We start from the raw sequence: 21,370 nt of genomic DNA, 5'->3' as shown, positions 1-21,370 counted from the left end.
AATAACGCTAACTGGGATAGGTTAGCGAACCAATAAACTAGGAAGAAAAAGAAATGGTTGCGGTAAGAAGCGCGCATTTGAACCCAGAAGAGCAGTTCAATTTGGATAATTGGATTGCGTCACTTAAGCAAGATAAAAACACCTCAAAAAGATTGAAAGACGTTTACCGTCAGTGTGAGGAAATCGTTGCCGATAGTGAGCAAGGGGCCTTGCTGTTGTGGCGCGGGAGAGAGATGAATGAAATCCTCATTACCCTGTCTATGGATAAAGCCACGTTGGTGGCAGCACAGCTCTATCCAGTCGTCTCTAGTGGCCTTTACGATCGTGAGCTACTAGAAGAAAACTACGGTAAAGAAATCATCAAACTGATCGACGGCGTTGAAGAAATGGCCGCCATCGGTCAGCTCAATGTCACCCTTGAAGACTCTGAGGCGTCGGGACAGGTCGATAATGTACGTCGCATGCTACTTGCGATGGTAGACGACTTCCGCTGCGTGGTGATTAAGCTTGCGGAGCGTATCTGTAACCTACGTGAAGTGAAAGATGAGTCAGATGACGTGCGCCGTGCGGCCGCAAAAGAGTGTGCCAACATTTACGCACCACTCGCTAACCGTCTGGGTATCGGTCAGCTCAAATGGGAAATCGAAGACTACGCCTTCCGCTACCAGCAGCCAGATACCTACAAACAAATTGCCAAGCAGCTTTCCGAGCGTCGTATCGTCCGTGAGCAATACATCAAAGACTTTGTTGATGACCTCACCAGTGAGATGCAAGCCTCTAGTATCCTTGCAGAAGTGAGTGGTCGTCCAAAGCACATCTACAGCATCTGGCGTAAGATGCAGAAGAAGAGTCTGGATTTTGATGAGCTGTTTGACGTGCGTGCGGTGCGAATCATCGCCGAGCGTTTGCAAGACTGCTACGCGGCACTGGGCGTCGTGCATACCAAATATAAACACTTACCTAGTGAGTTCGACGATTACGTCGCCAACCCAAAACCGAATGGTTACCAATCGATTCATACTGTGATCTTGGGGCCAGAAGGTAAAACCATTGAAATCCAAATCCGCACTAAGCAGATGCACGAAGACTCCGAGTTGGGTGTTGCTGCGCACTGGAAGTACAAGGAAGGCGGCAGTAGTGGCCGCAGCGGATACGATGAGAAGATCACTTGGCTGCGTAAGTTACTCGACTGGCAAGAGGAAATGTCAGACTCTGGCGAGATGCTTGATGAGCTTCGTAGTCAGGTGTTTGATGATCGCGTCTATGCATTTACTCCACGCGGTGATGTGGTCGACCTACCAATGGGCGCGACACCGCTTGATTTTGCCTACCACATTCACTCTGAAGTGGGACACCGATGCATTGGCGCTAAGGTAGCTGGACGTATTGTTCCGTTTACCCACAAGCTAGCAATGGGTGATCAGGTTGAAATCATCACGGCGAAAGAACCTAACCCATCTCGTGACTGGCTCAATCCGTCAACGGGTTTTGTACACTCTGGTCGAGCGCGCGCGAAGATCAATGCGTGGTTTAGAAAGCAAAGCCGCGAGAAGAATCTCGAAGCGGGTCGTGAGATCCTTGAGGCTGAACTGGCCAAGATCGGAGCTACACTTAAAGACGCTGAGCAATACGCCCTGAAGCGCTTCAACGTAAACTCTGCGGATGAGCTGTATGTAGGTATCGGCAGTGGCGATCTGCGTATCAACCAGATCATCAACCACATCAACGCCTTGGTAAACAAGCCAACCGCGGAAGAAGAAGATCAGCAAGCGCTTGAGAAGCTGCAAGAGTCAGAAAACAAAGCGCCAGCGCAAAGTCGCCCGCATAAAGATGCGGTAGTGGTGGAGGGGGTTGATAACCTTATGACTCACTTAGCGCGCTGCTGTCAGCCAATTCCAGGTGATCAGATAAAAGGCTACATTACCCAAGGACGCGGCATCTCAGTGCACCGCGCCGACTGTGAGCAGTTAGAAGAGCTCAGCCACCACGCGCCAGAGCGTATTATCGATACGGTTTGGGGTAACGGGTTTGTTGGTTCATACATTTTGACAATTCGTGTTGAGGCGATGGAGCGTGGTGGTCTACTTAAAGACATCACCGCTTTGTTGACCAACGAAAAGATCAAGGTGACCAGCATGAAGAGCCGCAGTGATTACAAGCGTCAGCTATCTATCATGGACTTTGATCTGGAAGTGAACAATATTGAGGTGTTGTCGCGCGTGACTAAGCGTATTGAGCAGATTAAAGATGTGATGAATGTGAAGCGGTTGGGGTAGTTTAGCGTACTATTTTAAGCTTGGCGATTTTACCCCCTCTAGCTCCCCCTTATTAAGGGGGAGAACCTATACTAGCTCCTAGCGTCGCATCGTATTTTGTAAGGCGATGCGCAGCGAGCCAGTATGCTCCTCCCCTTAATAAGGGGAGGCTGGGAGGGGTAAAAAACCACGCGCTCCCAACCAAAAAAACACAACCAAGGGCGAGTGCTACCACACTCGCCCTTGTCGTAACCAGGAACTTAACATGACCCAACCTATAGACCAACTCCTCACCATCATGGCGCAGCTCCGCGATGAAGAAAAAGGCTGCCCATGGGACAGAAAACAAACCTTCGAAACCATTGTTCCTCACACCATCGAAGAAACCTTTGAGGTTGTCGATGCGATTCACAACAAAGATTGGCCGAACCTAAAAGAAGAGTTGGGCGACTTACTTTTCCAAGTCATCTTCTACAGTCAGATGGCCAAAGAGCAGGGCTTGTTTGATTTTAATGAGGTAGTAGAAGGGCTTAACGAGAAGCTCACACGCCGCCACCCGCACGTTTTTTCTGACGTTGAGTTTGAAGATGAAGCGGCGATCAATGCCAACTGGGAGGTTGAGAAACAGAAGGAAAAAGCGCAACTAGGCAAAACCGCGCAAAGTATTCTAGACTCAATACCACAGTCGCTTCCTGCGCTTTCTAAAGCCAACAAAATACAGAAACGTTGCGCAAAATTTGGCTTCGATTGGGATGCACTTGGGCCGGTGGTCGAGAAGGTTCAAGAGGAGATTGAAGAAGTCGTTGAAGAAGCGATTCAAGTCGATGTAAACGAAGATAAACTGGAAGAAGAAGTGGGCGATCTTTTGTTTGCAGTAGTGAATCTTGCGCGCCATTTGAAGAAAGATCCTGAAGTGGCGCTAAGAAAAGCCAACGACAAATTTTCTCGCCGATTTAAGGGTGTAGAAACGCGTGCTGCGGGTGAAGGTAAGTTACTGACAGACTTTAGTCTTCAAGAGCTGGATGCGTTTTGGAATGATGTAAAAAAACAAGAAAACTGCTCGGATTTGTGAACGGCTTCTCACTGGTGTACGTTTCTACTATTGATTTGAAGCAAAAAATAAAAATTTTGAATGTGATAAGTTTCACGTTGTGGCGGTAATGGGCTTCTGGTATATTTGCATCCCGTCCAGAAGAAATCCATTTTCCCTCATTCAACCAACTTCAGGTTAAACATGACGACAAATTATATTTTTGTTACTGGCGGGGTAGTATCCTCTCTAGGTAAAGGTATTGCAGCAGCATCTCTTGCAGCAATTTTAGAAGCACGTGGTCTTAAAGTGACCATGATGAAGCTTGACCCTTACATCAACGTTGATCCGGGCACAATGAGCCCAACTCAGCACGGTGAAGTGTTTGTCACGGAAGATGGCGCTGAAACTGACCTGGACCTTGGTCACTACGAGCGTTTCATCCGTACCAAGATGACAAAACGCAACAACTTTACTGCTGGTCGTGTTTACGCTGACGTTCTACGTAAAGAGCGTCGTGGTGACTACCTAGGTGCGACTATTCAGGTTATCCCACACATCACAAACGCTATTAAAGATCGTGTCATTGCTGGCTCTGAAGGCCACGACGTTGCGATCGTTGAAGTTGGTGGCACAGTTGGTGATATCGAATCTCTACCATTTATGGAAGCAATCCGTCAGCTAGCGGTTGAGCTTGGTCGTGAGCGTGCAATGTTCATGCACCTGACTCTAGTTCCTTACCTAGCGGCTGCAGGCGAAGTGAAAACTAAGCCAACGCAACACTCGGTGAAAGAGCTTCTATCTATCGGTATCCAACCAGATATTCTTGTTTGTCGTAGTGATCGTGCGATCCCTGCAAACGAGCGTAAGAAGATTGCTCTGTTCTGTAACGTACAAGAGAAAGCGGTAATCTCAATGAAGGACGTAGATTCTATCTACAAGATCCCTCAGTTGATTAAAGCACAAGGTCTTGACGATCTTGTTTGTACTCGCTTTGGTATCACCGCTCCAGAAGCAGACCTATCTGAGTGGGAACAGGTTATCTACGAAGAAGCGAACCCAACAGCAGACGTTGTTATTGGTATGGTTGGTAAGTACATTGAGCTTCCAGATGCGTACAAATCGGTAAACGAAGCGCTTAAGCACGCGGGTCTTAAGAACCGTCTGAACGTGAAGATCAAGTACGTTGACTCACAAGATGTTGAGAGCAAAGGCGAAGAAGCACTAGCAGGTCTAGACGCTATTCTTGTTCCAGGTGGCTTCGGTGACCGCGGTATTGAAGGTAAGATCCTTGCTGCGAAATACGCTCGTGAGAACAAAGTACCTTATCTAGGTATCTGTCTAGGGATGCAAGTTGCGCTTATTGAATACGCTCGTAACGTAGCGGGTATGGAAGGCGCACATTCAACAGAATTTAACAAAGAGACGAAATACCCTGTGGTAGGCTTGATCACAGAGTGGGTTGATGGTGAAGGTAAAGTTGAAGAACGTACTGAAACCTCTGATCTTGGCGGTACAATGCGTCTAGGTTCCCAGCTATGTCACCTTGAAAAAGGAACGAAAGCGTACGAACTATACGGCAATGCGAAGATCCACGAGCGTCACCGTCACCGCTATGAAGTCAACAATGTACTTCGTCCTCAGATTGAAAAAGCAGGTCTAAAAGTTTCTGGTCTATCAGCAGACAAGAAACTGGTTGAAGTGATCGAGAACCCAGCACACCCATGGTTTGTTGCTGCGCAGTTCCACCCAGAATTCACTTCAACACCACGCGATGGTCACCCACTATTCTCTGGCTTTGTTAAGGCAGCAGGTGAATACCAGCGCGGTACTGAAGAAAAGTAAAAAGGATACGGGCGGCAGCGAAGGTTGTGCGGCTGCCCTAAATTTGACATTTATATTTAATGAGAGGAAACATTAATGTCTAAGATCGTTAAAGTTCTAGGTCGTGAAATCATCGACTCACGTGGTAACCCAACTGTTGAAGCTGAAGTTCACCTAGAAGGCGGTTTCGTAGGTATGGCTGCGGCTCCATCTGGCGCATCTACTGGTTCTCGCGAAGCTCTTGAGCTACGTGACGGCGACAAAGCACGTTTCCTAGGTAAAGGTGTTCTTAAAGCTGTTGAAGCTGTGAACGGTGCAATCGCTGAAGCTCTAGTTGGTAAAGACGCTAAAGCTCAAGCTGACGTTGACCAAGTAATGATCGACCTAGACGGTACTGAAAACAAGTCTAAGTTCGGCGCGAACGCTATCCTAGCTGTTTCTCTAGCAAACGCTAAAGCGGCTGCAGCGGCTAAAGGCATGCCTTTGTTCGAGCACATCGCTGAACTAAACGGTACTGCTGGTCAGTTCTCTATGCCTCTACCAATGATGAACATCATCAACGGTGGTGAGCACGCAGACAACAACGTTGACATCCAAGAGTTCATGATCCAACCAGTTGGTGCTAAGACTCTTAAAGAAGGTCTACGTGTAGGTGCTGAAGTATTCCACAACCTAGCTAAAGTTCTTAAGTCTAAAGGCTACAGCACTGCAGTTGGCGACGAAGGTGGTTTCGCTCCTAACCTTAAGTCTAACGCTGAAGCTCTAGAAGTTATCGCAGAAGCTGTTGCAGCTGCTGGTTACGAACTAGGTAAAGACGTGACTCTAGCTATGGACTGTGCAGCATCTGAGTTCTTCGACAAAGAAGCTGGCATCTACAACATGAAAGGCGAAGGTAAAACTTTCTCTTCTGAAGAGTTTAACCACTACCTAGCTGAGCTAGCGAACAACTTCCCAATCGTTTCTATCGAAGACGGTCTAGACGAGTCTGACTGGGATGGCTTCAAGCACCAAACTGAACTACTAGGTGACAAGCTTCAACTAGTAGGTGACGACCTATTCGTTACTAACACTAAGATCCTTGCTGAAGGTATCGAGAAAGGCGTAGCTAACTCTATCCTTATCAAGTTCAACCAAATCGGTTCTCTAACTGAGACTCTAGCTGCTATCAAGATGGCTAAAGACGCAGGTTACACAGCTGTAATCTCTCACCGTTCTGGCGAAACTGAAGATGCAACTATCGCTGACCTAGCGGTAGGTACAGCTGCAGGTCAAATCAAGACTGGTTCTATGAGCCGTTCTGACCGTGTTGCTAAGTACAACCAGCTAATTCGTATCGAAGAAGCTCTAGGTGAAAAAGCACCTTACAACGGTCTTAAAGAAGTTAAAGGTCAAGCTTAATCGCTGATTTTTAAGACTATTTAATGAAGCCGCTCTGAAAAGAGCGGCTTTTTTTGTACCTGATTTTTGTGAGTAGGTTAACTAAAATGGGTAACGGTGGAGTAACAGTATCCAGTATGTTACTTATGAATTAGCTCAGATGCGCTAAAGTGATAACAGTTCAATAAAACGTATCCCTACTTACTAGAGGAAAAGATCATGGCTAAAGTGACCAGCCCTACTACTACGTTTAACAACGAGTATTTCTCATTCATCGTTTCTGAATCTTGGAAGCACATCGGTGCTGACCAAACTCACGCAGATATCCTAGCGCACAACCTACTAGTAGGTGGCCTGCAAGGTAAACTACACCAAGGTCTTGGTGTAATCGAAGCGGTTACGATCCCTTACGAAGCTGGTATCCTAGATCCATCTACTACGCCGGAAATCGAGTCTGAAGGCGATACTTGGGCAGTTTACAACGGTAAGAAGTCTTCTGGTCACTATGTTTGTACTCTAATGGCACAAACAGCTATCGAGAAAGCTCGCAAGCACGGTATCTCTATCGTATTTGGTTACGACCACTGTGACGGCGGTAACTTCTCTAACTACACACAGATGGCAATGAAAGAAGGCATGTTCGCAATGTCTTCAAACAACTCTGTACCTCTAAACGCACCATTCGGCGGTATGGATCCAGCAATGTCTTGCCCTCCGTTCGATGCTGCACTAGTAGGCGGTGAAGAGCTACCTCTAGTAACGTCTATCATGATCGGTGAAGGTTACGACTCTCACATCTGTGATGCTATCGTAAATGACCGCGACCTACACGTTGCAGCTCTAGTTGACCAAGATACTGGTGAGCTAACGGCTGACGCGCGTAAATGGGGTTCTCTAATTGAAGGTTACGGCCGTGTTGCTGACTGTAAAGCACCATGGACGTTCCTAACGCCACGTCTTTACTCGCTAAACATCTGGAACGAAGTAATGACAGCAATCATCAACCCGAAAGGTAAGATTGCTCCTGAGCTTCCAGCAGTACCAAGTGATTTCTTCACTATGGAAGATGCGCCATGTCCAGTAGGTGGTTCTTACATCCTAGTTATCGACCCAAGCCACTTCGGCCCAATCGAAGAAGTGAAGCGTAAGAGCGACATGTTCGTTAAAGCAATCAAAGAAAACCGTCCACGCGCTGGCTTTGACAATGTTTACATCCCAGACGAGTGGGGCCTAAAAGCACTAGCAAACGCAACTGATGAGCACCAAGTAATGGACGCTCACTGGGACGGTTTCAAGTCTTTCCTAGAGCGTTCTGGCACTTCAATCGAAGAGCTAAACGCGAAGTGGGAAGCGAAAGTTGGCGCTGAGCGCGCTGCGGAAACTATCCGTAAATAATTGAAAATCATACGCACATGATTTTAAGCCCAGTCCTTTGGACTGGGTTTTTGCTTGTAACCAACTGTTACTGGCTTAGTGAGATTGGTAGGGTTATTTTGAGGCGGACTGTCTGTATTGCTTTGGGCTACAGCCCTCAAACTTGTTGAACGCTCGAAAAAAGGGTGGTGCAGAGTGGTAGTTGAGTAGCTCTGCAATTTCAGCAATCGGCAGCGAGGAATTCGCCAAATACTCTTTGGCAAGCTGCATTCGGGTATCCAATACCAGCTGCTTAAAGGTGGTGTGTTCCGCTTCGAGTTTGCGTCTAAGCGTGCGAGAGGTCATGTTGAGGTCGTCTGCCACCATTTCCATGGTGGGTAAGCCATACTTCATTTGACTGAGTAGTTTAAAGCGAATTTGGTAGCTCAGCGGAGAGTCGAGGCTATTGTCGAGTCGCTGGCTTTGCACGGTGGCGATATGAGCAATGATCGCGGGTTGTAGCGTAATGTCATGGTGCACCCAATTGACGGGAAAGCGCAATTGATTGTTGTTGGCGTTAAAACTCAAGTTGTCGGTAAATATCTCTCGATACAATGGAGCGTAACTTGGCTCTTCGTAGGAAAAATCGACAAAAACATATTGAGATTTGAACAAGTCGCCAAGAAAATTTTTGAGTCCAAGGTAGTAGTGGCACAGAGACTCTTCAACATTATAGTGCTGCGCAGAACGTCCTTCAGAGCGGTCAACAATGGTGATGTAAGCCCATTCGCTATCGTAGCCAATATGAATATCCACATAATCTTTGGTCACAAACGAAAATTGTAACCCGGTATCGAGCAACTGCTTAATATTTTGACAGTTGATCATCGCATAGCCCCAGGCGCCCATATCTTGTAGCTTGAGTCGCTTTGCGATGCGCAGCCCCAGTCCATCGATGTGCAGTTGGTTTACCGTTAGATTGATCAGTTGGTGCACCTGGGAGACTTGGATTGGGTGGTAGTGCCCTTGATTGATACGCATGATGTCGGCTTTACGTAAAATCTGCTGAGCGTTGAAATCATGGCCTAGAGATTGGCGTACGATCGATTCCCAATGACCAATAATCGCCTGTAAAAAGTGCTGGTGGTTCAAAGAATACACAGATGTTGTCCCGAAATGTCACTTTGCTGTCCTGAAGTGTAATTAATAAATCCCAGTTTAGCCACTATAATAACCCTATCTTGAGAAGTCGCCTGAGCGGTTACTCCAATAACTAGAGGAATTATCCATGTTTAAGCCAAAACGTGTTGAAATTGCGAAAGAGAAATTAGACCTATACCAAGACATCTACTGGAACAAGTCAGATGCGGATTTCTACATCAACGAAGACATTGCTCCTATGCAAGCTCGCATGGCTGAGCAAGGCGTTGAAGCATTTAGTTTGCTAGGTAAGCAGCACGTTGGTGCATTTGGTGCGCCATATGTGAACAGCTTCGAAGGCGTTGACATTGCAATGTACGGTCTAACCATGGATAAGTGCTCACCAAACGCTGGTGGTCACAAGTTCGGTCCTGCTGCTATCCGTGAAGCATCAAAAACGGGTATGGGCATGATTCACCAAGATGGCACTATGCCGTTCGAACTGTGTAACATCATCGACTACGGAAACTGGGATGGCCTAGGTCAATTCAACCTAGATGAAGAAATGCGTGCCGCGCAAGAAGTTGTTGATGACATGGTTATTAATCACGGTATCACGCCATTCTTCTTTGGTGGTGACCACACTGTGGCTTACCCAGGTCCTGCGGCACTGGCTAAAGTTCACGGCCCTGTATCGCTAATCCACATTGACGGTCACTTTGACCTACTGACTCGCAAAGATTTTGACTACGAGTCATACTCAGGTAACTGGTACTGCCGTCTCGCATCAGAAGGTGCAATGGATCCATCTACCAGTGTCAGTCTTGGTATGCGTGGTCGCTGGTGTGCATCACAGCAAGGTAAGGCGAAAGCGATTGGTGGTAACTTCTTCCTAGCGGATGAAATCTACGACCTAGGCATCGACTACATTGTTGAGCAGATCCTTGAGAAGCAAGGCGATGGTCGTCCAGTATACCTAACGTTTGACCTAGATGGCCTAGATCTTCTCGATCACAGTGCAAACTCAAGCCCAGATCCATTCGGTGTGACTGCGCGCATGTACTACGATATCTTCCGTAAGCTTCGTGCGACTAAGCGTATCAACCTAGTCGGTGCTGATATTGCTGAATTTGCTCCTCAGAAGAACTCTGACGAGAAAGATGCGCTACTAACAGCAGCATTCGGTTGGGAACTACTGACATGGTTGGCAGAGTGTCGCCACATCCGTGAAGGCAAAAAGAACCCAACAAACTGGCCAATGAACTTCGGTCGTAACATCGAGTTCTAAAAAGACCTGATACGCCTAAGTCGACGTCATCCCTGCGCAGGCAGGGATCTTTTCGCAACGTTCACCAAGCCTTTAGCCGATTCCTGTCTGCACAGATACACGGCTAGTGGAATGACATAAAAAATGCCCGCTCAATTGAGTGGGCATTTTGTTTTTGTAGTAAAGGAAACTATTTGCTGAAGTTCATCGCCATCGCAACAGCGATGTTGCGAGATGTCATCTCGACATTAAATGCCGCTTCTTTCAAAGCTGTTGGCAGGTCAGTCGCACCAAGTACTACGCTGTAAGCTGCATCGATACCGTGCTCATGCACCACCTCACAATCTTTTGCCGTGCTACCCGCTATCGCAATAACTGGAATATCGTATTGCTTAGCGGTGCGCGCCACACCAATTGGCGTTTTACCATGGATAGTTTGGCTATCAATTCGACCTTCACCAGTAATCACAAGGTCGGCATCTTTTACCACTTCGCTAAGGTTGACTGCATCCATTACGATCTGAATGCCTGGACGAAGCTCGGCATCGAATAGACCTAATAGTGCAGCACCTAGACCACCCGCAGCGCCAGCGCCAGCGGTATTCACTACGTCACGACCATTGGTCGATTTAATCACTTCTGCGTAGCGCGCAAGGTTACTGTCTAGAGTTTCAACCATCTCAGGCGTTGCCCCTTTTTGCGGGCCAAACACATGAGAGGCACCTTTCGGGCCGCATAGCGGGTTATCTACATCACACGCCACTTCTAGCTTGATGTCCGCTAGGCGAGGATCCAGCTCAGCAAGGTCGATACTCGCAAGCTTGCTTAGCTCACCGCCACCAAACCCCAGTGCATTGCCGTCGGCATCAAGCAGTTTTGCACCTAGAGCTTGCGCCATGCCAATACCGCCGTCATTGGTCGCACTACCACCGATGCCGACGATAATGTGTTTTACGCCACGATCCAGCGCTGCTTTTACTAATTCACCGGTACCAAAGGTGGTGGTTACCAGTGGGTTGCGTTTTTCTGGTTCTACCAAATGAAGACCGGATGCAGCCGCCATCTCAATGATGGCGGCTGAACCATCACCCATCAGACCGAAGAAGCCCTCAACGGTTTGCCCGAGCGGTCCTGTTACGTCACAACTAACAATAGAACCGCCAGTGGCATCAACAAGCGACTGCACTGTGCCTTCGCCGCCATCTGCCATCGGAAGTTTGATGTATTCGGCGTCGGTGAAGATTTTCTTAAATCCTGCCTCAATAGCGTCGGCAACTTCCATGGCCGTAAGACTTTCTTTGTATGAATCTGGAGCGATGATAATTTTCATAATTAAACCTTAAACAAATAGACCGAATACACCGAAGATCATTACCGAAACGAACGCGATCATTAGACCAACCGCAGACTCGTAAGGAATGAGTTTAAGACGCTCGCGAATATCCATATGCACGGCGCCACCTGTGGCGTGAAAGAAACTACCGTGTGGCATGTGATCCAATACAGTAGCACCTGAGTGAATCATGGCGGCACCCGCTAGAGCAGGAACGCCGAGTTCAAGAATGGTTGAGCTAAATACGCTGGATGCAACCGCAGTGCCTGCTGTGGTCGATGCCGTTGCCAATGCCATCATGGCACCAGAAATTGGCGCGAGAAGGTAAGAAGGCAAGCCAGACGCGGTTAGCACATCAATAAGACCGTCTTTAAGACCTGAGTTAGCGATGATGCCAGCAAGAGTACCTGTACCAAGAAGCATTACAGCTACTGGCGCCATGCGCGATAGGCCAGATACTGCAAAGTGGTTGGTATCGGCAAAGCGTCCCATCACGACAGCACCGATTAGGCCACCTAGTGGCAGTGCGATAAGCGGGTCAACGTTGATGCCAGCAATAGGGCGAAGCGCAAGTAGTGCGATAGCAACGAGAGGGGCAACAATGGCAGCGCCAAATGTAGGCAGCTTAGAGTGGTCAACCGCAACCACTTCGCTTTCTGCTACTTTAGAGCCTTTGTTTACCAGCTTTTTCGCGATGAAGTAGGCGAAGATCATGCCACACAGACCAGGGATAACACCCGCGGCCATTACCGAGGTAAGAGGAACGTTGAATGCGTCTGCAGCAGCGATCGCATTTGGGTTTGGCGACATCACGTTACCCGCTTTACCACCGCCGACCATCGCCAGCAAGATTGCAGTTTTAGAGATGTCAGCACGGCGTGCAATCGCCAGTGCTATTGGTGATACAGTAATAACCGCCACGTCAACGAATACGCCAACCGCAGTTAAAATCATAGTGGCAATCGCCAGGGCGAGAAGCGCGCGAGTTTCGCCTACTTTCTTGACAATGGTTTCAGCAATAGAAGTTGCAGCGCCGGATTCGATTAGCACGCCGGCCAAAACACCCGCTGCCAGAATACGTAGCACTGCAGTGACAATGCCTTGTGCACCACCGATCATTAGAGCAACAGTATCGGTGAGAGAAACGCCGCCGACAACACCACCGACAAGGGCGCCGATGATCATGCCGTAAGCAGGTGGAACTTTCTTAAGAATAAGGGCAATGGCAACAATCAGAGCTGCTAGTGCGCCTAAGGTAGAGACTTCAATCATGGTTTGTTTTCCGCAATTTTAATAATTTTTTCGTTGGGTCTAAAAGCCCTTATTGAGCGGAAGAGTAGCCATTTAGGGGGAGGTTTTCTTTATGCGAACTGACGAATTTATCACTGATGGTTATGGTTAATTTGTGCAGATGCACAAATTAACCATTTTGTTACAAACATTTTAACGCGAGGTAGAGTTGTACTTTTTCATCTAAGTTATTGATGTTTAAGTTGGTTAATTGCTCTATTTTGTCGAGTCGGTATCGCAAAGTGTTACGGTGTATATGGAGGGATTCACAAGTTTGAGCTAGATCGCAGTTTTGCTCAAAAAAAGTGCGCAACGTCTTCAACAGCGCGCCTTTGCTGTCCGCGGCAATCAGTTTTTCAATCGGAGTCTTTAGTTGATTGGCGCGCCATGGATCGTGTTTGATGCTGCTTATTAGTACCGATAACTTGCGGTCTTGATAGAACAAAATAGGGCCATCTAGACTGTGGCTACTTTCGATCGTCGCTTTGGCGGTTTCATAGGATTTAGCAATACCGACCAGCTCTGGGAAGTAGTCACCTATCGCCATTTGAATTGAAAAATCACACTCTTGGTCGATACGTTTTAGCAGCTTTGCCACACGCTTCTCTTCTTCTTTGCGGCTCCACGAGTCATTGATAATCGTCACCGGCTTTAATACCACGATCTCATTCATTGATACCGAAGCGATCCCGACGATGTTATCGCGCTCCGGATACTCCAATAGATGCACCAGCTTTTGTAGGTGTTCAAGCGTTACTGGCTCTCCTGGTCGTGGGATCACTTTGATCACAGTAGCAACACGAGGCTGAGCAAGGTCGAGATCAAGCCTTTGCGCGATAGAGAGCAATTGGCCTTCGTTTAAACTCGAGCCTTCTATTAGTTGTAAAAGCAGCTCTTCGCGATGTCGTTTATTCCATTGCACCTGCGACATTAAGGCCGCCTGTTCTACGATAAGCTCTGCGGTCATTTTGACCAGCTCACCATAACTGCGTACCTCTTCCGGTGTACCAGAGATACCCACAACTCCAATCACGTTCTCGTCGTAGATAATAGGTAGATTGATGCCTTTTTTAACCCCTGAAAGGGTAGAGGCAACGGAGTCATTGATCTCTAAGGTGCGGTTATCGCGGATCGCTAGTAGCGCGCCTTCGTGGATCTGATGCAGCCTCGAAGGATCACTTGAGCCAATGATGACACCATTTTCATCCATCACGTTAATAGAGTAATCGATGATCTTTTTCGCACGATCGACAATTTGTTTAGCAATGAGAGAGTTAAGCTGCATACGTTGAACATGTTATCGGAAGATGCTTTTGAGTATACCCGATTGTCTTGCAAACTAAGGTATACTCACCGCGAGATTACCAAGAGAAACAGTGATGGAATTCGAGTTTATTAAAAACAGCTTTACTGGGGAGTACCTAGTGAGATGTGAAATGGGCCAAGAAGTGATAGCCCGATTACTACAAGAAGAGATCAGTACCAGTGACCACACCATCACGGAAATAACAGCTTTGCTCACTAAAGCTGCCCAGTTTTCGGGCAATGAGTTTAAGTGGCAAGGTAAAGAGATCTCATTAAGTGTGGTGGACTCGGAGGTTCATGTTTACGAAAATTCCTTAGCTTTTGATAGCTTAATGGAGATGGATGAAGAGTTTTCTGTCTACGAGAGCGAGAGCCATAGCGAGTGTGGACTGGAAGATTTTTGTTCAGTTTTGGAGCAATGGGAGCGCTTTATTCATAACAGGTGCTGATCGTTTGCCCCAAATTTGCACACTCCTAGTGCTAATAACATTAAACGCATTATTTTTGTGAATACCTTGCACCAACTAAGTGCAAGGTATTTTCATTTGTGCAACATGAAAATATCAATCCTTTGTTTTTCAATGAGTTAAAAAGTTGGCACGTACCTTGATTACTAGAATACGTAACAGGGATAAAAGGCGAAGGGGATGCCATGAAACTTATTAACGCAATCATTAAACCATTCAAACTCGATGATGTAAGAGAAGCACTTGCAGATGTTGGTATTGAGGGAATGACCGTTTCTGAGGTCAAAGGATTTGGCCGTCAGAAAGGACACACAGAATTATATCGTGGTGCGGAGTATCAAGTGGACTTTCTACCGAAAGTAAAACTTGAGATTGCGACGCACGCAGACAACGTAGACCGAGTTATTGAAGCGATCACTAACGCTGCTCAAACCGGCAAGATTGGCGACGGAAAAATATTTGTGTACGACCTAGCCCAAGCAGTACGTATTCGTACGGGCGAAATGGACGCTGAAGCACTTTAAGGGATTGGAGAACTTATTATGGAATTAGCAACGACTGTGAGCGAACTGCGTTACGCGCTGGACACTTTTTACTTTCTTATTTCAGGCGCATTAGTAATGTGGATGGCGGCAGGTTTCGCCATGTTAGAGGCGGGTTTAGTCCGCTCAAAGAACACAACAGAAATCTTAACCAAAAACTTCTGTCTTTACGCGATTGCGTGTACTTGTTACCTCATCGTGGGCTATCACATTATGTATGTTGATAACGGTGAAGGCGGTTGGCTACCATCATTTGGTGCGCTAATTGGCACTCAAGGTGAAGGCGCAGACCACTCTCTAGAGTCGGACTTCTTCTTCCAGGTAGTATTCGTAGCTACAGCAATGTCAGTTGTTTCTGGTGCGGTTGCTGAGCGTATGAAGCTTTGGTCTTTCCTAATCTTCTCTGTAGTGCTAACAGCGTTCATCTACCCAATGGAAGGTTACTGGACATGGGGCGGCGGTTTCCTATCAGAAGCTGGCTTCAGTGATTTCGCAGGCTCAGGTATCGTTCACATGGCCGGTGCGTCAGCAGCTCTAGCAGGTGTTCTACTACTGGGTGCTCGTAAAGGTAAATACGGTAAAAACGGTGAAATCCACCCAATCCCAGGTTCGAACATGCCGCTAGCAACACTTGGTACGTTCATCCTATGGCTAGGTTGGTTCGGTTTCAACGGCGGTTCTCAGCTAATGGTTTCTGACTTCGAGAACGCAACAGCGGTTGGTCAAATCTTCCTAAATACCAACGCAGCAGCAGCAGCGGGTGCAATCGCAGCAATGCTAGTGTGTAAGACAACTTGGGGCAAAGCTGACCTAACGATGATTCTTAACGGTGCACTAGCTGGTCTGGTAGCAATCACAGCAGACCCACTGTCTCCATCACCAGTTTACTCTGTAGCAATCGGTGCAGTAGGTGGCGCGCTAGTGGTATTCAGCATCATCGGTCTGGACAAGCTTAAGATTGACGATCCAGTGGGTGCTATCTCAGTTCACGGTGTGTGTGGTTTCTTCGGCCTAATGGTTGTTCCACTAAGCAACGGTGATGCAACGTTCGGTGCACAGCTTTTAGGTGCGGCAGTTATCTTCGGTTGGGTATTCGCAGCGAGCCTAGCGGTATGGGCGGTACTGAAAGCAACCATCGGTATCCGTGTAACGGAAGAAGAAGAGCTAGAAGGTATGGACATGCATGACTGTGGTGTAGGTGCTTACCCAGAGTTTGTTAGCATGAAGTAACGTTTAGTTACACTTTTATTAAAAACCTGCCATATTTGGCAGGTTTTTTTATATCAGATCATTGTTTTCCAAATCATTATGAATATAATAACGCAACTGATAAACGTTCTCATTATGAATTAAAGGAACTAAACAATGAAAAAACTGCTAACTCTTTCTGCAATCGCAGCAAGCTTTGCCGCTCCAGCGATGGCTGCGGAAGAAGTCAACGTTTACTCTTACCGTCAACCTTTCCTTGTTGAACCAATGTTCAATGAATTCACTAAAGAGACGGGCATCAAGGTAAACGTTAAGTTTGCTAAGAAAGGCTTGGCAGAGAAGCTTGCGCAAGAAGGCGAATACAGCCCTGCTGACGTTGTGCTAACAACGGACATCAGCCGCCTTGCAGAGCTGACTGATAAGGACGTTGTTCAAGCGGTAGATAGCGACGTGATTAACGCGAACGTTCCTGCTCAGTACCGTGATAAAGAGAATGAGTGGTTTGCACTGACTCTGCGTACTCGTAACGTTTACTCATCACGTGACCGTGTTGGTAAGCTAGGTGCAGAGTTCAACTATGCAGACCTTGCTAACCCAGAATACAAAGGCAAAATCTGTACTCGTAGCGGTAAGCACCCTTACAATGTATCTTTGGTTTCATCTATGATTGCTCACCATGGTGAAGCAGAAACGAAAGAGTGGCTAGAAGGCGTAAAAGCGAACCTAGCTCGTAAGCCACAAGGCAACGACCGCGCTCAAGTTAAAGCGATCAAAGAAGGCCTTTGTGATGTTTCTCTAGGTAACAGCTACTACCTAGGCAAAATGGTTAATGATAAAGAGCAAAAAGCGTGGGCTGATGCGGTTTACATCAACTTCCCTAATCAAGAAACCACTGGCACACACGTTAACGTGAGTGGCATGGCAATGGCGAAATATTCGCCAAACAAAGAAAATGCACTGAAGCTAATGGAGTTTCTAACAGGCGAAAAATCTCAGCAAATGTACGCAGAAGTGAACTACGAGTACCCAGTGAAAGAAGGCGTTAAGCGCTCTGAGCTTGTGGAATCTTGGGGTGACTTCAAAGCAGATACTATCTCGCTAGACGACATTGCTGGTTACCACAGCACAGCGATCAAATTGTTAGATGAAGTTAAGTTCGACCTATAATCGAAAAAAGGGGGTATAATGCCCCCTTATTCAATCTGGTTTATGACTTCTCGACTTCGCGTCGCCTGATGTATGTTTAGGCAATGAAAGAAAAAAATGTTGTTTGGAAAACCAGTAGTGGAGTGCTTACTCTGCTACTGGTTTTGCCTATTTTAGCGATCTTCTATACCGCACTTGGTGAATCAAGTGATCTTTTCGCACACCTGATGTCGACGGTGATGCCCACCTATATCCTCAATACCATCAAATTGGTGGTTGGCGTTCTACTGCTTTCGCTTATTTTTGGTGTGCCAAGTGCTTGGCTGATGGCTATGTGCCGCCTGCCGACGGAGCGAGTATTGCAATGGGCGCTGGTGCTGCCTTTGGCGATGCCGGGCTATATTATTGGTTATATCTTCACCGATTGGTTTGATTTTGCCGGCCCTATTCAAGTGTGGTTGCGTGATGTGTTTGCCTGGCAAGCGGGCGATTACTGGTTCCCGGATATTCGCACGGTTGGTGGCGCCACGGTTGTGTTGTCTTTAGTGCTTTATCCTTACGTCTATCTGCTGTGCCGCGCGGCATTTATGGAGCAAAATGTCTCTTTGCTGCAATCGGCAAGGCTGCTTAAGTGCTCGCCGTTGGAAAGCTTTTGGCGTATCTCATTGCCACTCGCTCGCCCATCAATTGCAGTGGGTTTGTCGCTGGTGGCGATGGAAACCATTGGTGACTTTGGTACGGTAAGCTACTTTGCAGTCAGTACCTTAACCACGGCGGTTTACGACACTTGGCTTGGCTATTCCAACTTGAGTGCGGCAGCCAAAATTTCCGCCGTGATGATGGTAGTGATTGTACTCCTGCTAGGTGCAGAGCGTTACAGTCGCCGCAAGCAGAAACTGTTTCAAAGTCAGTACAATAGCCATGAAGATTTTCGTTATGAGTTACGTGGCTGGAAGAAGTGGGCGGCATTAACTTGGTGTTGGGGATTGGTATCGGCAGCGTTTATCTTCCCGCTTGGTCAGTTAGTGATTTATGCCTACAAGTACTTTGAGCAAAGTTGGACAGAAGAGTTCCAGACTTATGCCATCAACAGTTTGCAGGTCTCTATCATTGCCGCCATCATCGGTGTGATCGTCGCTTTGGTGGTTAACTTCTATCGCCGCCTAGATCCAAGTCGCAAGGGTGTTGTTTTCATGCGAGCCTCGTCTCTGGGTTATGCCGTACCAGGAACGGTTTTAGCGATTGGTGTGATGGTGACCGTTCTGTTTATGGATCATTCGGTAAATGATTTTGCTAAAGCAATGGACTGGCAGCGTCCTGGCCTGATCTTCTCTGGCTCGATGTTTGCGCTGATTTTTGCCATGGTGGTGCGTTTTTCTGCGGTAGCGATTGGCAGTATTGAAACTAGTCTCAGCAAGGTTTCCCCTTCGCTTGATATGGCCTCGCGCACAATGGGTTGTAAGAAGAACCAGATGTTGGTTCGCGTGCATTTGCCGCTCATTAAACGTGGCGTTTTGATTGCAGGCCTTTTGGTGTTTATAGAGTCGATGAAAGAGCTCAATGCTGCACTGTTACTGCGTCCATTCAACTTTGAAACCTTGGCCACCTACGTATTTAACTTTGCCTCAGATGAGCATCTGGAGCTTGCTGCGATGCCAGCCGTCTTGTTGGTACTAGTTGGCTTACTGCCGCTCATTATTGTAAACCGTTCATTGGAGCAAAATCACTGATGACCACTGCACTGTCGATTGAAAATTTATCTTGTCAGTATGACGATCAAACGATCCTTGAGAACTTGTCTCTAGAGGTTAATCAAGGTGAAATTGTTTGTTTGCTAGGCGCCAGTGGCTGCGGTAAGACGACTTTACTGAAAGCCATCGCCGGTCTATTGCCGCTCTCAGCAGGTAAGATGACGCTGGGTGAGCGTGAGATTGATAATGGTGAAACTTGGATGCCGCCAGAGCAGCGCAACATTGGCATGATCTTTCAAGACTACGCGCTGTTTCCTCACCTAACGGTGGCGCAGAACGTGGCATTTGGACTTAAGGGCATTTCGAAGTCAGAGCAAGATACAATCGTGAAGGAAATGCTGTCACTTGTGCATTTAGAACAGTTCATTGACCGTTATCCTCATCAGTTATCGGGTGGTCAGCAGCAGCGAGTAGCGATCGCGCGCAGTTTGGCCTACAAACCGGATCTATTGCTACTGGATGAACCATTCTCCAACATCGATACCCAAGTGCGCCACGAGCTGATCCGCGAGATCCGAAAAATCTTCAAAAAGCAGGGTGTGACTGCCATTTTCGTGACTCATAGCCGCGAAGAAGCGTTCGCGTTTGCCGACAAAATGGCAGTGATGAACCAAGGTGTGATTGAGCAATATGGCTCGGCATCGGAGCTCTATTTCTGCCCATCAAGTAAGTTCGTTGCGGACTTCTTAGGAGGTGGCAGCTACTTGCAAGCCAAGCATGTCAATGACACAACCTTCGAGACGGCTATCGGCCAAGTTGAAGCCCAGTCCTGTGCCTTGATTGAACACGGCGCTGATTGCCAACTCTTGGTGCGTCCACAGCACATTCAATTGACCCAATCAGATAAAAGCACTATTACGGTTATTGAGCAGCAGTTTATGGGTGATCATTGCCGCTATGTGGTGGATATTGAAGGCACCCGCGTACTGGCGACCTCATTACAAGCACTTGATGTTGGCCAAAGTGTCGCGGTGAGTGTTGATGCCCAAGGCATCGTTGCTTTTGCTTAATGCGTGCTGTGGAAACTAGAGCTCGATACGCTGACCATTATTCAGATAGGTGGTGCAGGCCACACGAAGCAGAGAGGTGAAGTTACCGATTTCGCCTCGCTTTTCGACCACTTCTCGATAAATCCTCGATAGAAACTCCGCCACCGATATCTCGGCGTCTTCCGCAATCTCTTCAATGATCTTCCAAAATACGGCTTCCAGTCGAATGCTGGTGACGACTCCGTCAATGCGCACGCTACGCGACTTCAATTCAAACAAGTTAGTCTCAGCACCAGAGTAGATTTCACACATTTGTGAGGGCTCCAATGAACAGTGGGTTTGAATAGCATAGCGGCTACTTCGTGATTGTCTGTTGTGCTTTAGTCTTAGGTTAGCAGTTTGTTGAATTGAGCTAACCAAGCCGGATGCGCAGGCCATGCTGGCGCGGTGACAAACTGGCCGTCGGTAACAGCGTCGGTGACCTCAATATCAGCGTAGCTGGCACCAGCGAGTTTCACCTCTGGGGCACAGGCTGGATAGGCTGAGATAGTGCGCCCTTCAATGACGTTGGCGGCTGCAAGTAGCTGTGCGCCATGGCAAATTGCGGCAATCGGTTTTTGCGTTGCTGCGAACGCTTGTACTAACTCGATCACCTCTGAGTTCAGTCTTAAGTATTCTGGTGCACGTCCGCCAGGGATAAGTAGGGCATCAAAGTCAGTGGCATCAATGCTGCTGAAGTCTGCATTGAGGGTAAATAGGTGCCCCGGCTTTTCGGTGTAGGTTTGGTCGCCTTCAAAATCATGTATCGCGGTTTTGATGGTTTCGCCTGCTTTCTTTTCAGGGCAGACCACCGAGACTTGGTGTCCCAGCATGAGTAGCGCTTGGAAGGGCACCATGAGTTCATAATCTTCCACAAAGTCGCCTGCAATAATAAGTACCTTAGCCATCGTGTTCTCTCCTTGTTGCTTGTCGTGGTTGGGAAGTGAATCGCCGAATTCTGACGTTAACAAATTTTTTACAATGTTTGGTAGTAGTGGATTACTACAAAAAAGCCCGGAGACAGTCGTTCCGGGCAAAGATGTTCTCCACCTA

General features: G+C 47.5%; 18 protein-coding genes. 12 read left to right on the top strand and 6 right to left on the bottom strand.

Features of this window, described 5'->3' with window-relative positions:
* Positions 1-53: 53 nt before the first annotated feature.
* The 5 genes from relA (at position 54) to PG915_RS14345 (ending at position 7,881) form a co-directional block, all read left to right on the top strand.
* Positions 54-2,276 (top strand): GTP diphosphokinase, encoded by a 2,223-nt coding sequence (gene relA, locus PG915_RS14365; RefSeq protein WP_353497137.1) that lies wholly within the window; start codon positions 54-56, stop codon positions 2,274-2,276.
* Positions 2,277-2,520: 244 nt separating this feature from the next.
* Positions 2,521-3,327 (top strand): nucleoside triphosphate pyrophosphohydrolase, encoded by an 807-nt coding sequence (gene mazG, locus PG915_RS14360; protein WP_353497136.1) that lies wholly within the window; start codon positions 2,521-2,523, stop codon positions 3,325-3,327.
* 162 nt (positions 3,328-3,489) lie between these two features.
* Positions 3,490-5,130 (top strand): CTP synthase, encoded by a 1,641-nt coding sequence (locus tag PG915_RS14355; RefSeq protein ID WP_353497135.1) that lies wholly within the window; start codon positions 3,490-3,492, stop codon positions 5,128-5,130.
* Positions 5,131-5,205: 75 nt separating this feature from the next.
* Entirely contained in the window at positions 5,206-6,507 is a 1,302-nt protein-coding gene (eno, locus tag PG915_RS14350) for a phosphopyruvate hydratase (protein ID WP_353497134.1), read from the top strand.
* A 198-nt stretch (positions 6,508-6,705) separates the two neighbouring features.
* Complete coding sequence (locus PG915_RS14345) at positions 6,706-7,881, top strand: Ldh family oxidoreductase (RefSeq protein ID WP_353497133.1); 1,176 nt, start codon at positions 6,706-6,708, stop codon at positions 7,879-7,881.
* Positions 7,882-7,974: 93 nt separating this feature from the next.
* Here the strand turns inward: PG915_RS14345 and PG915_RS14340 are convergent, their stop codons facing one another.
* On the bottom strand, positions 7,975-9,000 hold the full coding sequence (locus PG915_RS14340) for a helix-turn-helix transcriptional regulator (protein WP_353497132.1): 1,026 nt from the start codon (positions 8,998-9,000) through the stop codon (positions 7,975-7,977).
* A gap of 127 nt (positions 9,001-9,127) precedes the next feature.
* On the opposite strand from PG915_RS14340, the gene PG915_RS14335 reads away from it, so the two are divergent.
* Positions 9,128-10,267 (top strand): arginase family protein, encoded by a 1,140-nt coding sequence (locus PG915_RS14335; RefSeq protein ID WP_353497131.1) that lies wholly within the window; start codon positions 9,128-9,130, stop codon positions 10,265-10,267.
* Positions 10,268-10,436: 169 nt separating this feature from the next.
* Here the strand turns inward: PG915_RS14335 and PG915_RS14330 are convergent, their stop codons facing one another.
* The 3 genes from PG915_RS14330 to PG915_RS14320 form a co-directional block, all read right to left on the bottom strand.
* Positions 10,437-11,576: a glycerate kinase gene (locus PG915_RS14330; RefSeq protein ID WP_353497130.1), complete on the bottom strand. Its 1,140-nt coding sequence runs from the start codon at positions 11,574-11,576 to the stop codon at positions 10,437-10,439.
* A gap of 9 nt (positions 11,577-11,585) precedes the next feature.
* Entirely contained in the window at positions 11,586-12,851 is a 1,266-nt protein-coding gene (locus PG915_RS14325; protein WP_353497129.1) for a GntP family permease, read from the bottom strand.
* 160 nt (positions 12,852-13,011) lie between these two features.
* Positions 13,012-14,154: a sugar diacid recognition domain-containing protein gene (locus PG915_RS14320; protein WP_353497128.1), complete on the bottom strand. Its 1,143-nt coding sequence runs from the start codon at positions 14,152-14,154 to the stop codon at positions 13,012-13,014.
* A gap of 94 nt (positions 14,155-14,248) precedes the next feature.
* Between PG915_RS14320 and PG915_RS14315 the strand changes: the two genes are divergently transcribed.
* The 6 genes from PG915_RS14315 to PG915_RS14290 all read left to right on the top strand — a co-directional run bounded on the left by PG915_RS14315 (position 14,249) and on the right by PG915_RS14290 (position 20,299).
* Positions 14,249-14,623, top strand: a complete 375-nt coding sequence (locus PG915_RS14315) for a YacL family protein (RefSeq protein ID WP_353497127.1) — start codon at positions 14,249-14,251, stop codon at positions 14,621-14,623.
* A 203-nt stretch (positions 14,624-14,826) separates the two neighbouring features.
* On the top strand, positions 14,827-15,165 hold the full coding sequence (locus tag PG915_RS14310; RefSeq protein ID WP_038229080.1) for a P-II family nitrogen regulator: 339 nt from the start codon (positions 14,827-14,829) through the stop codon (positions 15,163-15,165).
* Between the two features lie 18 nt (positions 15,166-15,183).
* A complete protein-coding gene (locus PG915_RS14305; protein ID WP_353497126.1) occupies positions 15,184-16,413 on the top strand; it encodes an ammonium transporter in 1,230 nt (409 codons plus the stop codon).
* A gap of 135 nt (positions 16,414-16,548) precedes the next feature.
* Complete coding sequence (locus PG915_RS14300; protein WP_353497125.1) at positions 16,549-17,559, top strand: Fe(3+) ABC transporter substrate-binding protein; 1,011 nt, start codon at positions 16,549-16,551, stop codon at positions 17,557-17,559.
* A gap of 83 nt (positions 17,560-17,642) precedes the next feature.
* Entirely contained in the window at positions 17,643-19,268 is a 1,626-nt protein-coding gene (locus tag PG915_RS14295) for an ABC transporter permease (RefSeq protein WP_353497124.1), read from the top strand.
* On the top strand, positions 19,268-20,299 hold the full coding sequence (locus tag PG915_RS14290) for an ABC transporter ATP-binding protein (RefSeq protein ID WP_353497123.1): 1,032 nt from the start codon (positions 19,268-19,270) through the stop codon (positions 20,297-20,299). Before PG915_RS14295 ends, PG915_RS14290 begins: the two co-directional genes overlap by 1 nt.
* Positions 20,300-20,314: 15 nt before the next feature.
* Here PG915_RS14290 and PG915_RS14285 read toward each other — a convergent pair whose 3' ends face one another.
* Both PG915_RS14285 and PG915_RS14280 read right to left on the bottom strand, forming a co-directional pair.
* Positions 20,315-20,590, bottom strand: a complete 276-nt coding sequence (locus PG915_RS14285; RefSeq protein WP_042496304.1) for a ribbon-helix-helix domain-containing protein — start codon at positions 20,588-20,590, stop codon at positions 20,315-20,317.
* Between the two features lie 74 nt (positions 20,591-20,664).
* Entirely contained in the window at positions 20,665-21,225 is a 561-nt protein-coding gene (locus PG915_RS14280; protein WP_353497122.1) for a DJ-1/PfpI family protein, read from the bottom strand.
* Positions 21,226-21,370: the final 145 nt, after the last annotated feature.

Origin of the sequence: Vibrio sp. CB1-14 (assembly GCF_040412085.2) — a bacterium.
GTDB classification, from domain to species: Bacteria; Pseudomonadota; Gammaproteobacteria; order Enterobacterales; family Vibrionaceae; genus Vibrio; species Vibrio chaetopteri.
This window is presented reverse-complemented; position numbering and strand designations above follow the sequence as displayed.